The sequence below is a fragment of the Streptococcus mitis SK575 genome (assembly GCF_000257865.1).
Taxonomy (GTDB): Bacteria; Bacillota; Bacilli; order Lactobacillales; family Streptococcaceae; genus Streptococcus; species Streptococcus mitis_CQ.
Window position 1 is genome coordinate 1 of the sequence record NZ_AICU01000024.1, and the last position, 17,674, is coordinate 17,674.

The window sequence follows — 17,674 nt, forward strand, 5'->3', positions numbered from 1 at the left end:
ACGTCGTAATTAGAGATACTTGTCTAAACACTTCACTAATTCACCAAACCAAATAATATCGATTTGGTTTGGTTCATGTCGTAATCTTCAAGTTACTTGATTAAAAAGCAGTCTAAGTAATTAAGACCAAATCCTGTCGGAGATTTGGCTAGGCGCTTCACTAGTAAAGAAACATAAATATTATCGATTTATGTTTCTTTACGTCGTAATTAGAGATACTTGTCCAAACGCTTCACTAATTCACCTAACCAAATAATATCGATTTGGTTAGGTTCATGTCGTAATCTTTTAATTACTTGATTACAAAGTAATCTAAGTAACTTACACTAAAGGCTATACGGGCTTTGGTTTAGAGGTCTATCAAAAACCTTATCAAGTTTTGCTGACTTGTTCTGCTATTTTGAATTGACTAATTCAATTTACTCACTACTACTTCTTTATCATACAGGGAGATTTCCTATGAGCCAATATGCTTATATCCTCGTTGTGATTAGCTTGGTTTTCCTTTTTCTGCTCAATAAGTACGAGAAGGAGAGACTGCAAAGGCTCTACCAAGAACAACTTTTAAAGGATGAAACATTTAGGGCTGACATCAAGGAGAAAATTCACACGACTGAAAATATCAATGATGTCATTGCTTACATCAATAAAACTTATCATCTGGGAATGTTGCTATCAAAAGACATTACAGATCAATTGAAATAAACCTAGCTATTCTTTAAGAAATATTAAAACCGAGACTAAGAGTTTAATACTTAGCCTCGGTTTTTAGTATGTTCAATTGAAACAAGTGTTGAAAACTTGTTGTAGCAATTCTAATATAGGGATGGATAGACTTTCAAAAATATCATTTACAAATATTTTTAAAGAAATCAAACTTCCTATATTTACTATTCTTATAGACTGTTAAATCAACATCCTCTACAACTTCTTTCACATCTATATTGACATCATAGGGCAAAGAAAGAAAATCTAAATTATAAAATTCTGTACTCATCTCTTTTAAAATAAGAAGGTCTAACAAGTATCCCTCCACTCTGATTTCAACTTGAATTGTCTTAGACATGAAATTTTTTAGAATCATAAAGTCCTTTACTTGCTTTCTTTTAGGACTGATATACTCAAATCTTTTTCGTTCAAAAATAATTTTCTCCAAATGTTACACCATTTCAATAATATAATTTTCTAAATAACTGCAGAAACAATTCTTCTTTTTAATGCAGGCTTCATTAAAATTTCCCTTGTTTAATTCTCCCAAAAAATTTTGAAATAGTGCAAATAAAAGCTCCTAGTAAAAATTCCTGTAGGAAAAATCCAAAATAAGTTCCTAACTGTAAATTTCTATTGAATGTAAATACGGAAGTTTCAGATTGAATCGTATTTTGTTCTATAAGCGTCATAGGAGTAACTCTGAAAATTCCAAACATCATTAAAGCATAGATTATTCCAAAAATAATTAATAACACCCAGCTGTGCTTACTTCTAGAAGAAATACTTCCCGATAACAAAGCTAATAATATTGACGGTATAATTTGTACAAACAGCATAAATTGAAAAAGATTAAAATTATCTAGTGTAAAAAAACATATTGTAAATTCCACAATTAGCAATAGAGAAAATACTCTATCTATTTTTGTAAATTTCATTTTACCTCCTTTAAATTCACATCCATCATTACCTTAGACCTTCAATAACATTTTTATTTGCTGCAACCATTGCAGGCATAATACTAAATACAATTCCAAATACACCCGTTGTGAATAGAGTAATCAAAATATGATCCAGAGTTAATGTCGTAACAAAACCACTCATGTTCATTAAAACAACAAATAATATCGCTACTCCAATACCAGTTATAGCTCCCAGAAGCGATAAAAGAATCCCCTCCATCATATACGATTGATAAATATCAGATTTTTTAGCCCCTAAAGCTCGACGAATGGCTATCTCCTTGCTACGTTCGCTAACAGAAGACAACATAGCATTCATAACCCCAAAACCAGCTACAAAAATTGAAATGCTTGATAACAGTGCAATGAAATTTAATATTGTAGTAGCTTGGGCCTTTGTTTCCTCATATACCCTTCTATTATCTATATATCCATAAGTTCCTTCCTTGCGGAATATTCCATAAGTATCTAAAGCAGATAAAGCCTTATTAATATTCTCCAACTGATTAGTTTCTACTACTAATTCATCAAAATATTCCCTTCCTCCTAAAAGTAACTCTTTGATTTCATTGGTAACCAATAAAGAAGGTAATCTTTCATTAACAGCTGATCCATAATATATTGCCTGAATTGGATATTCTTTTCCAGATATATTGATAGTTTCTCCTAAAAAAGTTTCAATATTTTCCTTTCGAGTCAATGACATGAGAGCCTTATCGCTAATAGCGACACCTCCATCTAGTTCCTCTAATGCTCTTCCTTTTAATAAAGCAGGCACAACTAAACCATTCTTATTCAAATCGCCTAATGTTCGAAAACTAAGATTCTGCTTAGAATCATTAAAATACGTTTCAGCATACAAGGCATAAGAGCTGGAAGAAAGTCTTGCAGGTTTTCCAATAGTTTGCTCAATCAATTGTTTATCTTCCTGTGTAAACCCTCTAATATCCAACATATTCTGAGGAGTATAAGTCATTGTTGCTGTGTCTTCTTCTATCTTTAAATCATTACCTAATGTAGAAGTTGTATAGGAAGAACTTGATAGTATTACTAATAAAACAAATGTTGCCACTGTGATGGCTAAGGATGTCAGAATACTTTGTCTTTTATTCCTCTTTAACAGCTTTAGAGTATCTATTAACAGCTTTTTAAACTTCATGTAATCCTTCTCCTTCAGATGTTAGATACCCATTTTTCATTCGATACCTTGTTCTACAATGACTGGCAACAAACTCATCGTGAGTTACTACAATAATTGTCGTTCCAGAATGATTCAAATTTTGTAGAATTTGCAATATCTCATTCCTATTTTTCTCATCTAATGCACCTGTAGGTTCATCCGCTATAAGAAATCTAGGTTTATGAGCAAGAGCTCTAATTAAAGCAACTCGTTGCTTCTGTCCGCCTGATAAATGACTTGGGTACTCATTCATCTTATCTATAAGTCCTAAGTCTTGTAATAAACTATCAATGTATTCTATATCTGGCTGTTGGTCAGAATATAGGAATGATAATAAAATATTTTCTTTAACAGTATATTCATCAATAAGATGAAATTGTTGAAAAACAAATCCAATATCACGATTACGGTAACTTGCTTGTTGATTTTCATTTAACTTCTCAATACTTTTTCCGTCTAATATATATTCTCCTTCAAATTCAGAATCAATCAGTCCCAAAATATTGATAAATGTCGATTTGCCCGAACCTGATGGTCCCATTATCGATACAAATTCTCCTTCAACTACCTTAAAATTTATTTCTCTTAAGACATTATTTTTTAGCGTCCCTTGTCCGTAACTTTTACTAATATTTTTTAGTTCTAACATAGACCTTCCCATTCTATCTTTATTATTTATAAATCCAAAAAATGGCAACAACTAGCACTAACATATTTTCTCTCCTTATTTTTTCTACAGGATTATTATACTTCTATGTTACACATTCTCCAAGGTCATAAATGTCACTAATTTCAACAACTTATCTACTAATGAGTACTCAATTAGTATAAAAAGAAACTAGATACGAACTCAATCTAAGGGAAAAACATAATAACTCTTTAAATGATAAAACGCATAATATCAAGTTTTTAAACACCTGATATCATGCGTTTTTATGATTTCGAAAACTTTCTCTCGGTCTTTTTAACTAGTGACATTTTTGTCACTTTTTTATTTTCTAATGTTTATTTTTAAAAAAATCCTGGAGGTCATGTTGCCATTGTTTTTCTAGCTGTTCTATCAAATGACTATTATCAATCATTCTAGCAAATATTTTTGCTTCTTGAAAATAATTTTCAGCTACTGAATAATCTTTTTTTACAAATAATGCATAGCGCCATTCCCATAGTCGAATAATTGGTTTTTTCTGATAGTCATATGATTTTGAGGTAATTTCATTTAATTTGTAAAGAATATCTTCAAATTGACTGTAATTAGCAATTTTTTCAAATATTCCTAACAACAAAAGTAATGAATCTCTGATTAGAAATGAATATTCAATATCAAACATCTCAACTTGTTGTAAAATTTTATCAGCTATTACTAAGAAGGTATTCACTTCAATCTCATCTATTATTGTATCTTGGTGTACTAATCTTACCAAAAATAGCTTTATGATTAAAATATCGTTAACTTCATATTTTGATTTCAACAAAATGTGATCGAAATACTCTTGTAAAATCATTCCTAAATTGCTATCATCATTCCACCAACCAAAATCATCATATGCTTGTAAAACATCTATGATAAACCTTTCTTCCTCAGGAAGTCTATCATAATATTCTTCAAAAATCTTATCAAAAACACTCTCTTTCTTCTGGGCGATAGTTTCATCTTCGTATGTAGGAGTCCTCATCAAGAAATACTTCAATTCTAGATATTCCTTATCCAACTCTATATAACTTGGCATCAACTTGTAATCTTCAACCCCCAAACGTTCAGCGATATATTTTAACTTTGTTAGTGTTGGTCTGGATTCTCCATTTTCAATTCTAATTAATTGACGAATACTTAATTCAGACTCATCCCCACAAAATTCTGAACGACTGATTTTTTTAGCCAAACGTAATCTTTTAATTTTTTCGCCAAACTCTCGCAACCTACAAGAACCTCCTGAGTTGTTTACCTCTATTATAGCATATACTGAATCAAACTATCTGTCAGAACTAAAGACCAAGAGTTTAATACTTCGTCTCGGTTTTTGTGTATTTTTCAAGCAACAAAGCCTCCACTCCCCCAGCAATGCAAGTGCAAAATCCCCTAGAATATGATAGAATAATGAAAAGGACTCTATTAAGGAGGAAAACATGAAAAAACAAACCGTCGCCGTCTTGGGGCCTGGTTCTTGGGGAACTGCCCTTTCACAAGTCTTAAATGACAATGGACACGAGGTACGTATTTGGGGAAATCTGCCCGAGCAAATCAATGAAATTAATACCAATCATACTAACAAACACTACTTTAAAGATGTCGTTCTAGATGAAAATATCATTGCCTACACTGACTTAGCAGAGACACTGAAAGATGTGGATGCGATTTTGTTTGTTGTCCCAACAAAAGTAACACGACTTGTCGCCCAACAAGTTGCACAAACCTTGGATCATAAGGCTATCATCATGCACGCATCAAAGGGATTAGAACCTGATAGCCATAAACGATTATCAACCATCCTTGAAGAAGAAATTCCTGAACATCTCCGCAGTGATATTGTCGTTGTTTCAGGACCTAGTCATGCGGAAGAAACCATTGTGCGTGACCTAACTTTAATCACTGCTGCTTCTAAAGATTTACAAACAGCTCAATACGTTCAGGAACTCTTTAGTAATCACTACTTCCGACTTTATACCAATACGGATGTTATCGGGGTCGAAACCGCTGGTGCTCTTAAAAACATTATCGCTGTCGGTGCTGGAGCCTTACATGGTTTAGGATTTGGGGACAATGCTAAAGCAGCCATCATCGCTCGAGGCTTGGCAGAAATTACCCGCTTAGGAGTAGCACTCGGGGCCAGTCCATTGACCTATAGTGGCTTGTCTGGTGTAGGAGACTTGATCGTAACGGGAACCTCCATCCACTCTCGTAACTGGAGAGCCGGAGATGCTCTTGGTCGTGGAGAATCCCTAGCCGATATCGAAGCCAATATGGGCATGGTGATTGAAGGAATTTCAACGACTCGAGCAGCCTACGAACTAGCGCAAGAACTTGGAGTCTATATGCCAATTACACAGGCTATTTACCAAGTTATCTACCACGGAACCAATATCAAAGATGCCATTTATGACATCATGAACAATGAATTTAAAGCAGAAAATGAGTGGTCTTAACCCTCTAAAGAAAGGATTTTTATGACATCAAAAGTTAGAAAGGCAGTCATCCCTGCCGCTGGACTCGGGACTCGATTTTTACCAGCAACCAAAGCACTTGCTAAAGAAATGTTGCCAATTGTGGACAAACCAACTATCCAATTTATCGTCGAAGAAGCTCTTAAATCAGGTATTGAAGATATTCTGGTTGTCACTGGTAAATCAAAACGTTCTATTGAAGACCACTTTGACTCAAACTTTGAGCTTGAGTACAACCTCAAAGAAAAAGGCAAACATGACTTGCTAAAATTGGTAGACGAAACAACTGGCATTCGCCTTCACTTTATCCGTCAAAGCCATCCTCGTGGTCTGGGAGACGCTGTCTTACAAGCCAAAGCTTTTGTAGGGAATGAGCCCTTTGTTGTCATGCTGGGTGACGACCTAATGGATATCACAGATGACAACGCTGTACCTTTGACAAAACAATTGATGAATGATTACGAGTCGACTCACGCATCAACAATTGCTGTTATGCCTGTCCCTCATGAAGAAGTTTCAGCATATGGAGTTATAGCTCCTCAGGGTGAAGGGATTAATGGTCTCTACAGTGTCGAAACTTTCGTTGAAAAACCAGCTCCAGAAGATGCTCCAAGTGATTTGGCAATCATCGGACGCTATCTGCTCACACCAGAAATTTTTGAAATCCTCGAAAATCAAGCTCCCGGTGCTGGAAATGAAATCCAACTTACCGACGCTATTGATACACTTAATAAAACTCAACGTGTTTTCGCCCGCGAATTTACAGGAGCTCGTTACGACGTTGGCGATAAGTTTGGCTTTATGAAAACATCTATTGACTATGCCCTCAAACACCCACAAGTCAAAGATGACTTGAAAGATTACATCATCCAACTGGGAAAAGAATTGGCTGAGAATGAATAACATAAAAAGATAAGGTTTAAAAAATACCTTATCTTTTTTCATTACATAAATTTTCATCCCATTCCCTTGTAGAAAAGCAAGACTGCAAGTCCTACGAACAACACTAACGCTACCAGTCTCTGACTAGCGCTATACATCCGTCTTTCTCCTCTAACTGGAAAGATAACTGCTAGAAATGCGCCACCGACTGCACCTCCGATATGGCCTGCTAGACTGATTCCTGGAATCAGAACACTTCCAATAATGTTAACCACAAAAAGTGTCAGATAGGATTGTCCCAACTGCTGGATATAAGGATTACGCGTTGCATAGCGAAGAACAATAATTGCAGCAAATAGTCCATAGAGAGAAGTAGAAGCTCCTGCTGCTAAGGATTTTGGACTAAACTCAAAAACAAAGAGATTGCCCATCATTCCTGATAAGAGATAGAGAAAGAAAAACTGCTTAGAACCGAAAATCTCCTCTACTTGCCTACCAAGATAATAGAGCGAAAGCATATTAACAATGAAATGCTCCCACCCAATATGAACAAAAATGGCAGAGAAGAGACGCCAAACCTGCTCAGGAAAGAGGCGAATGGCAGGCCCATACATGGCTCCAAATCGAAATAGGGTATCTGCCCTGTAAAAGTTTCCTCCTGTGGTCACCAACATTAGTAGAAATACCAAGGCCGTCACTAAGAGGAAGAAACTCGTCACAGGGTAACGTCTATCAAAGATTTCCTTCATCAATCAGTACCTCCTGAACAGGAATATCATGATTTTCAGGTATAAAGTCCTGAATTTGACAAGGATATATCGTACTCAAAGTATGACCAGAAAAATATTCCAGATAGCGGTCATAATAACCTCCGCCGTATCCAATCCGATATCCTTCCGTCGTAAAAGCCAGACCAGGAACATGAATCAAATCAATCTGAGAGGCATCCACTACTTCCAAATCTCCCTGTGGTTCCAGTAATCCAAAGGAAGTTTTCACCAACTGCTGTGGATCATAGACCACAAAGTCCATGCGCCCCTTGGGATAGGTTTTAGGTATCAGAACATTCTTGCCGTCCTTCAACGCCTGCTCGATCAGTTCCTGCGTTTGAAACTCATGAGGAAAAGAGAGGTAGGTTGCGATGACCTTGGCTTCTTTGTAAAAGGGGTGTTGTAAAAGTAGTTCAGTTAAAGCTTGATCCATAGCCTGTTTTTGCTCTCGAGGTAAAGCCTTCATTTCTTGCAAGACTTGCTTACGTAATTCCGATTTCATAGACAAGCCCTCTATTCTGCTGCCTTCTTTTTCAGGAAACTAGAGACCGCATCCACCCCAATAGCTAAGGCTTCTTCCTTAGGACTCATCTGAGGGTGATGAAGGGCGTAGGGACTATCAATACCTAGCCAGAACATAACGCCATCAACTTTTGAAAGGAGATAACCAAAGTCTTCACCTGTCATAGCAGGTTCGATATCAATCAACTCAATTCCGTCTTTTTCTTCAAAGAAATCCATCAGTTCACGCGCCAAGGCTGGATGGTTCTCAACAGGCAGGTAACCACCTTGCTTGAGTTCCACTTCGACTTCCATATCAAAGGCAGCTGCAACTCCTTCTGCAACTGTTTTGACCCGCTTTTGCACCAAGAGACTCATGTCCTGTGTCAAGGCCCGAATAGTTCCATGTAAAAAGGCTGTGTCTGTGATGACATTGTTTGTTGTTCCAGCTTGAAAAACGCCAAAGGTCACCACTGCTCCCTCGATTGGGTTAACATTGCGGCTGACAACTGACTGCACCTGGGTCACAAAGTAACTAGCCGCCACCAAGGCGTCATTAGCTTCATGTGGAAAAGCTGCGTGCCCCCCTTTGCCTTTGAAACGGATCTTCACCTCGCAAGTTCCTGCAAAGAGTGTATGAGTATTAGTCGCAATCTGGCCGACTTTCAAATCTGGCCGAACATGGAGGCCATAAAACTGGTCTGGCAACCAGTCTCCAAAAGCGCCATCCTCATACATGAGCATGCCACCAGCTTCATTTTCTTCAGCAGGCTGAAGCAAAAAGAGCAGATTGTTCTTTGGTTGCTCCTCAAGGGCTCGCTCAAGACAGCCCAAAGCAATAGTCATGTGGAAATCATGGCCACAAGCATGCATACGACCTTGGTGCTGAGAGACGAAAGGAAGGCCTGTTTGCTCGATGATCGGCAGACCATCAATATCTGTTCTCCAACCAATAGTACGCTCTGGCTGACTTCCCTGCAAGTAAACCAAAATACCTGTCCGCCAAGTACGAACTTGAACAAAGTCCTTGCCTGCAGTCAATTTCTCAATCACATCTAGCAAATAAGCATGAGTCTTGAACTCCTCCAAGCCAATCTCTGGAATCTGGTGCAAATCTCGTCTAGTCTGAATCAAATCTAACATCTATCTGTCCTCCGATATAGCAGAAAGAGGCTGGAAGAAGGGTTCCGCCTCTTTATTACTTTTACAATTATAAGGTACGAAGCGCATCCTCTAGCGCTGTTTTTTGTTGGGTTTGGGCATCAATCTCTTTGATAATACGAGCTGGAACACCTGCTACTACCACGTTTTCTGGGACATCTTGGGTAACGATAGCTCCTGCTGCGACAACTGAACCACTACCGATTTGAACTCCTTCAATAACCACTGCATTAGCACCGATAAGAACATTGTCTCCAACACGGACTGGTTCTGCGCTAGCTGGCTCAATCACACCTGCAAGAACGGCACCTGCACCAACGTGACTGTTTTTCCCAACGATAGCACGACCACCAAGGATAGCCCCCATGTCAATCATGGTTCCTGTACCAATTTCAGCACCGATATTGATAACTGCTCCCATCATGATAACAGCATTGTCACCAATTTCAACCTGATCACGGATAATAGCACCTGGCTCGATACGAGCGTTGATAGCACGTTTATCTAGCAAAGGAACTGCAGAATTACGAGCATCTTGCTCAACAACATAGTCTTGATTTTCTACTAAACCATCGAGAAGCGGAGCCACGTCCTTCCAGTCTCCAAACAGGACATTTCCTAGTTTAACAACAGATCCAGGTACAGCAGTTGCGAGTTGTCCCTCAAAGGTTACTTTAACACTGGTTTTCTTTTCAGCATTGGCGATAAATTGGATAATTTCTTGAGCGTTCATTTTTGTGGCAGTCATAGGCGCCTCCTAGTTCATTTTAATGATACCTATTCTACCAAAAAAGACCTCAAATTTGAAGCCTTTTTGTTTGTTTTTAGGTATGATTTTTAGGGATGTGAGATAAAACGTGCTGTCGGTAAAAGCAAGCCCCTACCGATACAACCTAAAAACACTCTTCACAACTATCTCCCCGTGTTTTATTGACTATTCTAGTATAGCACACTTTTAGAATTAAGAAAAGACTTTTTATTTACTTTCTTTCGCTTCTTCTATCGATAGGAAAATCATGGGCAAAATAATCAAGGCCATAGCTAGAAGAAGGGACCAATCCACTACCAATCCTAAAAACAAAACACTCAAAAGGGCAGAAGAGAGAGGTTCACTGGCACTGATAACGGAAACCACCAAGGGAGAAACCAAAGACACAGCCTTCATGGAAATAAAAAAAGCAAAAGCCGTTCCAAAGAAAGCAATAGTGAGGCAAATCAAGATACTCCAAATATCAAGAGTAAAGGAAAGCTGATAAACCGGCGAGAGGACATTGCTAAATAAACCGGCCAAAATCATCCCCCACCCAACCGTGGGTACAAAACCATAGCGCTTCGCGAAAGGTTGGGGCAAGATAACATTAAACATAACACCCATGGCACTCAGCAGACCTGTTACAAGGGCTAGTGGCGTCATGGATAACTGAGAGAGATCTCCCTTTGTCGCCATCAAGCAAACACCCAGCATAGCAACCAAAACATAGAAAATAGCGCTTTTTGACGCTCGTTTTTGATAAACCAAGCGATTGTAAAAGAGGATAAAGACAGGACTGATAAACTGTAAAATAGTTGCTGTCGCTGCATTTGAATATTCTACGCAGAGGTAGAAAAAATACTGGACTGAAAAAATCCCCAAAATAGCATAGGCCAAAAAGGGCAGGTAATTTTTCTTATCTCGCCAAATATCTAGCACTTGCGATTTTAATTGCATTGCTGACCAAATGAGCACAAGACTCCCTGCCAGTGTCAAACGCATAGAGGTAATCCAGCCAGAGGACACTTGATAATGAGTAAAGAAATATTCTCCTAAAATTCCACAGATTCCCCATATTAAGCCGGATAGAAGCGAATAAATGGTTCCTTTAATAATCTTTTTCTGATACTGATTCATACCTTTATTGTAACACGAAAGGAAAAAAGAAAAAAGTGGCAATCCATTGATTAGCCACTTCATTTAGCACAGTTTATAGAACTTATCGTCTCGTCCTTGAAGAAGAAGGTCGTGTAGCACTTGAGTTACTGCTATCGCTAGAACTACCACTTGAACTGCTGGAGCTTGATGAAGTTGGTAGACTCCCCACGATGCTAGACCAAGCATTCTGATAATCCGCATCACTTCCACCAATAGCAAAGCGATAACTGGTCGTTGGCGCTCCTGCCTTATTAGCCCAATAGCTGGTAACAGTCGAACCTGTGACCTCTACCTCTTTTCCTTCAACAGAAACCTTCCCTGGTTTTTGACCTGTTGATTTCAAGACTTCGGATTTTACGACACTAGGATCTAAAGCGAAGCGCTCGTTTCCCCAAATGTTTGGGGAGGCTTGCTGAATCGCATTTACCAGATGAGCCATGTAATTAGAGTTATTGGAATAACCTGCTCTACGTGACAGTGAATGATTATCATCATGCCCAATCCAGCCACCTAGGGTTAATCTAGGTGTCGAAAGCATGAGCCACATATTTTCGTCTTGGTTGGTCGTACCAGTCTTCCCAATCCAATCTGCATTAGCCAGAGTAGGATTTAAAGAAGTCAGATTCGTCTTGAAGGTTGTTGTCACACGAGAAGATAGAACTTCTCGCAACAAGCCCTGCATAATTGTCGCAGTAGCTTTTGAATAGACTTGAACCGGTTTATCCTGATATTCATACACCACTCTACCATCTGCTGCTTCAATTTTAGAAATTACATGTTTTTTATGATATAGACCATTATTTGCTAGGGTCTGATAGCCATTGGTATGCTGGGCAACTGTGACTTCAATACCACCACCCATCGGCAGGCTCTCAATACCGTACTCAGGAATCTCGTAGCCCATCTTTTCCATATAACCCTTGACATCAACACCCTTTTCACGAAGCATACGATAGGTCCAGTAAGCAGGGATATTCCATGAATAGTTCAGAGCTTCTCCCAAGGTCATCATTCCTGTTCCCTTGCTATTAGCATACATAATCGGATTACCATTGGCAAAATTTGTTGGATAGTTAGATAGAATCGTTTCGCTTCCCATCAAGCCCTGGTCAATAGCAATACCGTAGGCCAGCAAAGGCTTGGTAGTAGAAGCTGGCGAACGTTTGGTATCAAAGGCATGATTATTTTGATTTTCTTGATAATTACGACCACCTACAAAACCTAGAATAGCACCTGTTTGGTTGTCCATCAGGACATTCCCTACTTCTACACGACCTGTTCCATCGTCTAAAAGATAGCCATAGTCAGCAACCGCATTTTGCATGGCAGAATGAATTTTCTGGTCTATGGTAGTAGTAATCTTATAACCACCATTTTCAATTTCCTTGGATGCCAAATCGCGATAAAACTTCTGAGTTGCCTCATTTTTCAACTCCTTAGCGGAGACATTGTCTCTCTGAACTAGATAATCATATATACGTTCCTGAGCTTCTGCCAAGGCTGTAAAGTATAAATAGCCTCGTGACACACCTGTGACTGTAGCTGAAGGGAGAAAGTCCTGTTTAAGATTGTAATCCTTATATTGAGAATACTCGTCTTTGCTTAAGGCACCTGTACGATACATACTGTAAAGAACTGCCTTAGCCCGTCTCAAGCCTATTTCTAAGTCTTCATCACTCTTCAACTCCCCAGTATTTTCATAAGGAGAATAGGTAATGGGACTCTGTGGAAGTCCTGCTAAAAATGCTGCTTGAGGAACAGTCAACTGACTGGCATCTACACCGAAAATCCCCTCAGCTGCCTGCTGAGCTCCTGCAATATTCTGCCCCTTATTATTTCGGCCAAACGGAGCCACATTGAGATAGGTCGTTAAAATCTCATCCTTATTCATGGCACGTTCCAAGGCAAGAGCATCCACAATCTCTGTCGCCTTACGAGCCAATGTCGGCGCATCCCCAACCACCTGCTGTTTAATCAGTTGCTGGGTCAAAGTTGAACCCCCACTAGAGGAACCCAAACCTACAAATTTCCCCAAGGTCGCACGAATCACCGCCTTGGGCACTACACCCTTATGTTCTTTAAAGTGTTCGTCTTCCGTCGCAATAATAGCCTTCTTCAGATTTTCCGAAATTTGCTCAGATGAGATAGAAGTGCGCAACAAATCACTCTCTATGGAAGCAATCACCGTCCCGTCCGAATAGGTAATCTCTGAAATAGAAGAGATGTCCTTGACCTGATGTACCAATTCTTCTGTCTGAGGCACCCGTACCTTGTCAAACAAGGCCACTCCGTACCCCAAAGCAATCCCAGCTCCCAACATTCCTCCTAGAAAACCGAGCACAAAGAGTAAGTTAAATAGGGCTTTTATACTCAGTAAAATAGCTGGAAAAATGGCTGGCTTCTCTAAGGATTTAGATTTTTGGGCACTTGAACCTTTCTTGCCAGGTCTAGCTGATTTTTTATTTTTTTGTTTTTGCTGGAAAAATTCCAGCATTTTTCGTTTTAATTCATTTAATTGATTTTGCATGGATTTCCTCACTCTATCTATTATACCACAAAAGGGAAACTTTCAATAAAATAGCCACTTTCTTCCCTATTCTGCTAGGCTATTGCCCAAGTTTGTGATACAATAGTTAGAAACAATAATTTTAAAAAGGAGAAAAGACACATGCACATTTTTGATGAGCTAAAAGAGCGTGGTTTGATATTTCAAACGACTGATGAAGAAGCTTTGCGTAAAGCCCTAGAAGAAGGTCAAGTTTCTTATTATACTGGCTACGATCCAACTGCTGACAGCCTTCACCTAGGCCACCTTGTCGCAATCTTGACAAGTCGTCGCTTGCAACTAGCAGGTCACAAACCTTATGCGCTCGTTGGCGGTGCTACAGGTCTCATCGGAGATCCGTCCTTCAAAGATGCTGAACGTAGTCTCCAAACAAAAGACACAGTAGATGGCTGGGTCAAGTCTATCCAAGGACAACTTTCTCGTTTTCTTGACTTTGAAAATGGTGAAAACAAGGCTGTCATGGTCAACAACTACGACTGGTTTGGCAGCATCAGCTTCATTGATTTCCTCCGTGATATCGGAAAATACTTTACTGTCAACTACATGATGAGTAAAGAGTCTGTTAAAAAACGGATCGAAACAGGAATTTCTTACACTGAGTTTGCTTACCAAATCATGCAAGGTTACGACTTCTTCGTCCTTAACCAAGACCACAATGTGACGCTACAAATCGGTGGTTCTGACCAGTGGGGAAATATGACAGCTGGTACTGAATTGCTTCGTCGTAAGGCGGACAAGACTGGTCACGTTATCACAGTTCCGCTTATCACAGATGCAACTGGTAAGAAATTTGGTAAATCAGAAGGAAACGCAGTTTGGCTCAATCCTGAAAAGACTTCTCCATACGAAATGTACCAATTCTGGATGAACGTGATGGACGCAGACGCTGTTCGCTTCTTGAAAATCTTTACTTTCTTGTCACTTGATGAGATTGAAGACATCCGCAAACAATTTGAAGCAGCTCCACACGAACGCTTGGCTCAAAAAGTCTTGGCTCGTGAAGTTGTCACACTTGTTCACGGAGAAGAAGCCTACAAAGAAGCTCTTAACATCACTGAACAACTCTTTGCAGGAAACATCAAAAACCTTTCTGTCAAAGAGCTCAAACAAGGACTTCGTGGTGTACCAAACTACCAAGTTCAAGCAGATGAAAACCACAATATCGTGGAACTGCTCGTCTCATCTGGTGTAGTCAACTCAAAACGCCAGGCCCGTGAAGACGTCCAAAACGGAGCTATCTACGTCAACGGCGATCGCATCCAAGACCTTGACTATGTCTTGAGTGACGCAGATAAGTTAGAGAATGAACTGACTGTTATCCGTCGTGGAAAGAAAAAATATTTTGTATTGACTTACTAAACTGTTCAACATTTACCTATAAAAAAAGGAGTTAACCTCGAGAAAGGTAACTCCTTTTTGTTGTTAATAAGCACATCTATCTAGCCTTAATAGACAGGCTACGCAGGACTATGCGCAAGGTTGTTAGATTATGTAAGATAGAGAGATTTGAAGGACTGAGCCAATTAAACAAGCCAAAGCCAATCAAACTACTATTTACGACAACGGTATCTTGAATATTCTTCTTGATGAGTGTTTGCAAAGATGATGATAGCCAATCCAACTCTTGGAAGAAATCCAAACGATTATCTAACAATAAGATATCACTCATCTGCTTAGAAATATCTGCACTCTCATTCATCACCACACCGATATCTGATAGGGTTAGAGCAGCTGAGTCATTCAATCCATCTCCAACCATCAAAATAGTGTGACCTGCTTTCTGCAGTTCCTCTACTAGCTCAAATTTCCCATCAGGTTTCAAGTCTGTATAGACCTGATCAAAGGGCAAATCTTTGACTAATTCCTCTGTTCTAACCAAGGTGTCCCCTGTTGCCAGAATCAATTTTTTCCCTTGTGCCTTAAGTTTCTCCAAGGCCGCTTTTGCTTCTTTCCTCAAAGGAGTATGAATGCAGAACATTCCAATCAATTCATTCTGATAAGCCAAGAATAAGAGATTGTAGTGACTCTTGTACTCTTCAATTAAAGCATTTTGTTCTGAACTGATATGAATCTGCTCATCCTGCATCAAAACATAATTCCCAATAAAAACTGGTTGCCCATCTATATGAGATTTGATCCCCTTGCTTGCAATATATTGGAGTTTCCCATGCATTTCCTCATGTTCAATCCCCTCTATCTCAGCTTGCTTGACGATGGCATTAGCAATAGGATGATAAATGTGTTCCTCAAGACAGGCACTGATTCTGAGAATATCTTCCTCACTATAGTCCCCAAAAGGTAACACCTTTTCAACTATCGGATAGCTAGTTGTGATTGTTCCCGTCTTATCAAACAAGAAAGTATCAACTTCCAGATATTTCTCCAGAACATCCCCATCCTTAATCACCATTTCACGATTCAACCCCTCCTTGATAGCTGCCAAATAAGCTACCGGAGTAGAAATTTTCAAAGCGCAGGAGAAATCGACCAATAGGAAAGAAATAGCCTTAGAAAAAGAACCTGTTAATAGGTAAGTTAGCCCAGCCCCCAAGAAATTATATTTGACGACCTTGTCCGCCATTTTGATGAAATAGCGTTGTTTCGTTTTCTTGTTTTCTTCAGATTTCTTCATCAACTCAATCAGTTGTAAAATCCGGCTGTTCATCTGATTATCGGTTACACGAATACGTAACTCTCCAGTTTCTAATACTGTATTTGCACAAACCAAATCAGATTCTCTTTTTTCAACTGGAAAACTCTCTCCCGTCAAGGAACTTTCGTTGACCATACCTAAACCTGAAACTACTTGTCCATCAAACAGAATTTCATTTCCTTGAGATAGGACCAAGACATCTCCTATTTGAACATCGGAACTCTTGATACTAACGACCGTATCCCCCTGTACTAAGAATACGTCGCTCTCTTTTGCAAGAAGGCTTTGTTCTAAATCTGTTGCAGTTTTTTTCAAGGACCATTGATCTAAATGATTCCCCAAATCAAGCATAAACATGATGTTGCTAGCAGTCTTGGATTGGTTCATAAACAAGGACAATAAAATCGCCGAACAGTCCAAGACCTCCATCGTTAGTTCCTTACGCGCTAGGGTCTGATAGGCTTCTCTAACATAACCCAAAACCTGATAACAAGTCCATATATAGCGAATAGGATACGGCACAAAACTACGAAAAAGTATACGCTTAATCGCTGCACCTGAAACAATAGAATAAGCACTCTCTTCTCTACGAATGGGAAGAGTCATCAACTCAGAAACTTTCCCTTTATCAATTCTTTTTAAAAAGGCTTCTGCATTATCTAATACAGAAAAGCCTTCTTTTATACGTAGAGTAAAGTGCTGTTGATCCATATAAAACTGGATAGACTCAATCCCCTTTTCATCTCTCGCCAAGGAACGAAGATAGTCTTGAATATCCAAGGTGAGTGAAAAAGAAGATGATAGTCGGATATGTTGGTATCCTCTATGTAGCACTTTAAAAGACATATTATTCTCCTATAAGGCTATCTAATTGCTCTTCTTTTTTCTCTTGCTCGTACAAATATTTGGCATCTTGCAAGACATCGTCTCCATGTTGTTTCACAACAGAAACAGATGCATCTAGCCCGTCTTTCAACTTATAAGCCTTAGCCAAAGCTTTAGAATAACCTTTTTTAGCTTCCTTACTTGCTAAGATTTTCAAACCAAGGGTACCAAATGCGACACCACCCAAAAAGAGTGATGATTTTTTCGCAACTTTTGCGACGGTTAATACTTCTTTTAACATACTTATTTCCTCCTTATCATTATTATATAGCAATTTAGATATAAAAGCAATTTCATTTTATAAATTGGAGAATTATACTCAATGAAAATCAAAG

Annotated in this window: 17 protein-coding genes; 4 read left to right on the forward strand and 13 right to left on the reverse strand. The window is 38.9% G+C overall.

The window, feature by feature from the left end; all coding sequences use genetic code 11:
• Positions 1–459: 459 nt before the first annotated feature.
• Positions 460–705, forward strand: a complete 246-nt coding sequence (locus tag HMPREF1048_RS04805; protein ID WP_000084859.1) for a hypothetical protein — start codon at positions 460–462, stop codon at positions 703–705.
• Between the two features lie 142 nt (positions 706–847).
• On the opposite strand, the gene HMPREF1048_RS04810 is transcribed toward HMPREF1048_RS04805, so the two are convergent.
• From HMPREF1048_RS04810 to HMPREF1048_RS04830, 5 genes are all read right to left on the reverse strand, one after another.
• A complete protein-coding gene (locus HMPREF1048_RS04810) occupies positions 848–1,156 on the reverse strand; it encodes a hypothetical protein (protein ID WP_000411160.1) in 309 nt (102 codons plus the stop codon).
• A gap of 73 nt (positions 1,157–1,229) precedes the next feature.
• Positions 1,230–1,646 carry a hypothetical protein gene (locus HMPREF1048_RS13100; protein ID WP_000673203.1) on the reverse strand — a complete coding sequence of 139 codons (417 nt, stop codon included), beginning with the start codon at positions 1,644–1,646 and terminating at the stop codon, positions 1,230–1,232.
• Between the two features lie 28 nt (positions 1,647–1,674).
• Positions 1,675–2,829 (reverse strand): ABC transporter permease, encoded by a 1,155-nt coding sequence (locus HMPREF1048_RS04820; RefSeq protein ID WP_000669489.1) that lies wholly within the window; start codon positions 2,827–2,829, stop codon positions 1,675–1,677.
• Entirely contained in the window at positions 2,819–3,499 is a 681-nt protein-coding gene (locus HMPREF1048_RS04825; protein WP_000891279.1) for an ABC transporter ATP-binding protein, read from the reverse strand. Before HMPREF1048_RS04825 ends, HMPREF1048_RS04820 begins: the two co-directional genes overlap by 11 nt.
• 349 nt (positions 3,500–3,848) lie before the next feature.
• Complete coding sequence (locus HMPREF1048_RS04830) at positions 3,849–4,769, reverse strand: helix-turn-helix domain-containing protein (protein WP_001206587.1); 921 nt, start codon at positions 4,767–4,769, stop codon at positions 3,849–3,851.
• Positions 4,770–4,977: 208 nt separating this feature from the next.
• Between HMPREF1048_RS04830 and HMPREF1048_RS04835 the strand changes: the two genes are divergently transcribed.
• Positions 4,978–5,994, forward strand: a complete 1,017-nt coding sequence (locus tag HMPREF1048_RS04835) for an NAD(P)H-dependent glycerol-3-phosphate dehydrogenase (protein ID WP_000745044.1) — start codon at positions 4,978–4,980, stop codon at positions 5,992–5,994.
• A 21-nt stretch (positions 5,995–6,015) separates the two neighbouring features.
• Positions 6,016–6,915 (forward strand): UTP--glucose-1-phosphate uridylyltransferase GalU, encoded by a 900-nt coding sequence (gene galU, locus HMPREF1048_RS04840; RefSeq protein ID WP_000202215.1) that lies wholly within the window; start codon positions 6,016–6,018, stop codon positions 6,913–6,915.
• Positions 6,916–6,968: 53 nt separating this feature from the next.
• On the opposite strand, the gene HMPREF1048_RS04845 is transcribed toward galU, so the two are convergent.
• From HMPREF1048_RS04845 to pbp1b, 6 genes are all read right to left on the reverse strand, one after another.
• Entirely contained in the window at positions 6,969–7,643 is a 675-nt protein-coding gene (locus tag HMPREF1048_RS04845; protein ID WP_000658504.1) for a rhomboid family intramembrane serine protease, read from the reverse strand.
• Positions 7,627–8,166 carry a 5-formyltetrahydrofolate cyclo-ligase gene (locus tag HMPREF1048_RS04850; protein WP_000834337.1) on the reverse strand — a complete coding sequence of 180 codons (540 nt, stop codon included), beginning with the start codon at positions 8,164–8,166 and terminating at the stop codon, positions 7,627–7,629. Before HMPREF1048_RS04850 ends, HMPREF1048_RS04845 begins: the two co-directional genes overlap by 17 nt.
• Before the next feature lie 11 nt (positions 8,167–8,177).
• Entirely contained in the window at positions 8,178–9,308 is a 1,131-nt protein-coding gene (locus tag HMPREF1048_RS04855; RefSeq protein WP_000885078.1) for an N-acetyldiaminopimelate deacetylase, read from the reverse strand.
• 67 nt (positions 9,309–9,375) lie between these two features.
• On the reverse strand, positions 9,376–10,074 hold the full coding sequence (gene dapD, locus HMPREF1048_RS04860; protein ID WP_000127456.1) for a 2,3,4,5-tetrahydropyridine-2,6-dicarboxylate N-acetyltransferase: 699 nt from the start codon (positions 10,072–10,074) through the stop codon (positions 9,376–9,378).
• 228 nt (positions 10,075–10,302) lie between these two features.
• Positions 10,303–11,214 (reverse strand): DMT family transporter, encoded by a 912-nt coding sequence (locus HMPREF1048_RS04865; RefSeq protein WP_004248461.1) that lies wholly within the window; start codon positions 11,212–11,214, stop codon positions 10,303–10,305.
• 82 nt (positions 11,215–11,296) lie between these two features.
• Positions 11,297–13,762: a penicillin-binding protein PBP1B gene (gene pbp1b / locus HMPREF1048_RS04870; protein ID WP_001180951.1), complete on the reverse strand. Its 2,466-nt coding sequence runs from the start codon at positions 13,760–13,762 to the stop codon at positions 11,297–11,299.
• A 141-nt stretch (positions 13,763–13,903) separates the two neighbouring features.
• Here pbp1b and tyrS point away from each other — a divergent pair, with 141 nt between their 5' ends.
• Positions 13,904–15,160 (forward strand): tyrosine--tRNA ligase, encoded by a 1,257-nt coding sequence (gene tyrS, locus HMPREF1048_RS04875; protein WP_000546884.1) that lies wholly within the window; start codon positions 13,904–13,906, stop codon positions 15,158–15,160.
• Between the two features lie 76 nt (positions 15,161–15,236).
• On the opposite strand, the gene HMPREF1048_RS04880 is transcribed toward tyrS, so the two are convergent.
• Together HMPREF1048_RS04880 and HMPREF1048_RS04885 are read right to left on the reverse strand one after the other, a co-directional pair.
• Complete coding sequence (locus HMPREF1048_RS04880) at positions 15,237–17,300, reverse strand: heavy metal translocating P-type ATPase (protein ID WP_000008771.1); 2,064 nt, start codon at positions 17,298–17,300, stop codon at positions 15,237–15,239.
• 1 nt (position 17,301) lies between these two features.
• The gene (locus HMPREF1048_RS04885; RefSeq protein WP_000910910.1) at positions 17,302–17,580 is read right to left on the reverse strand and encodes a DUF6110 family protein; all 279 of its coding nucleotides are present in this window, start codon (positions 17,578–17,580) and stop codon (positions 17,302–17,304) included.
• Positions 17,581–17,674: the final 94 nt, after the last annotated feature.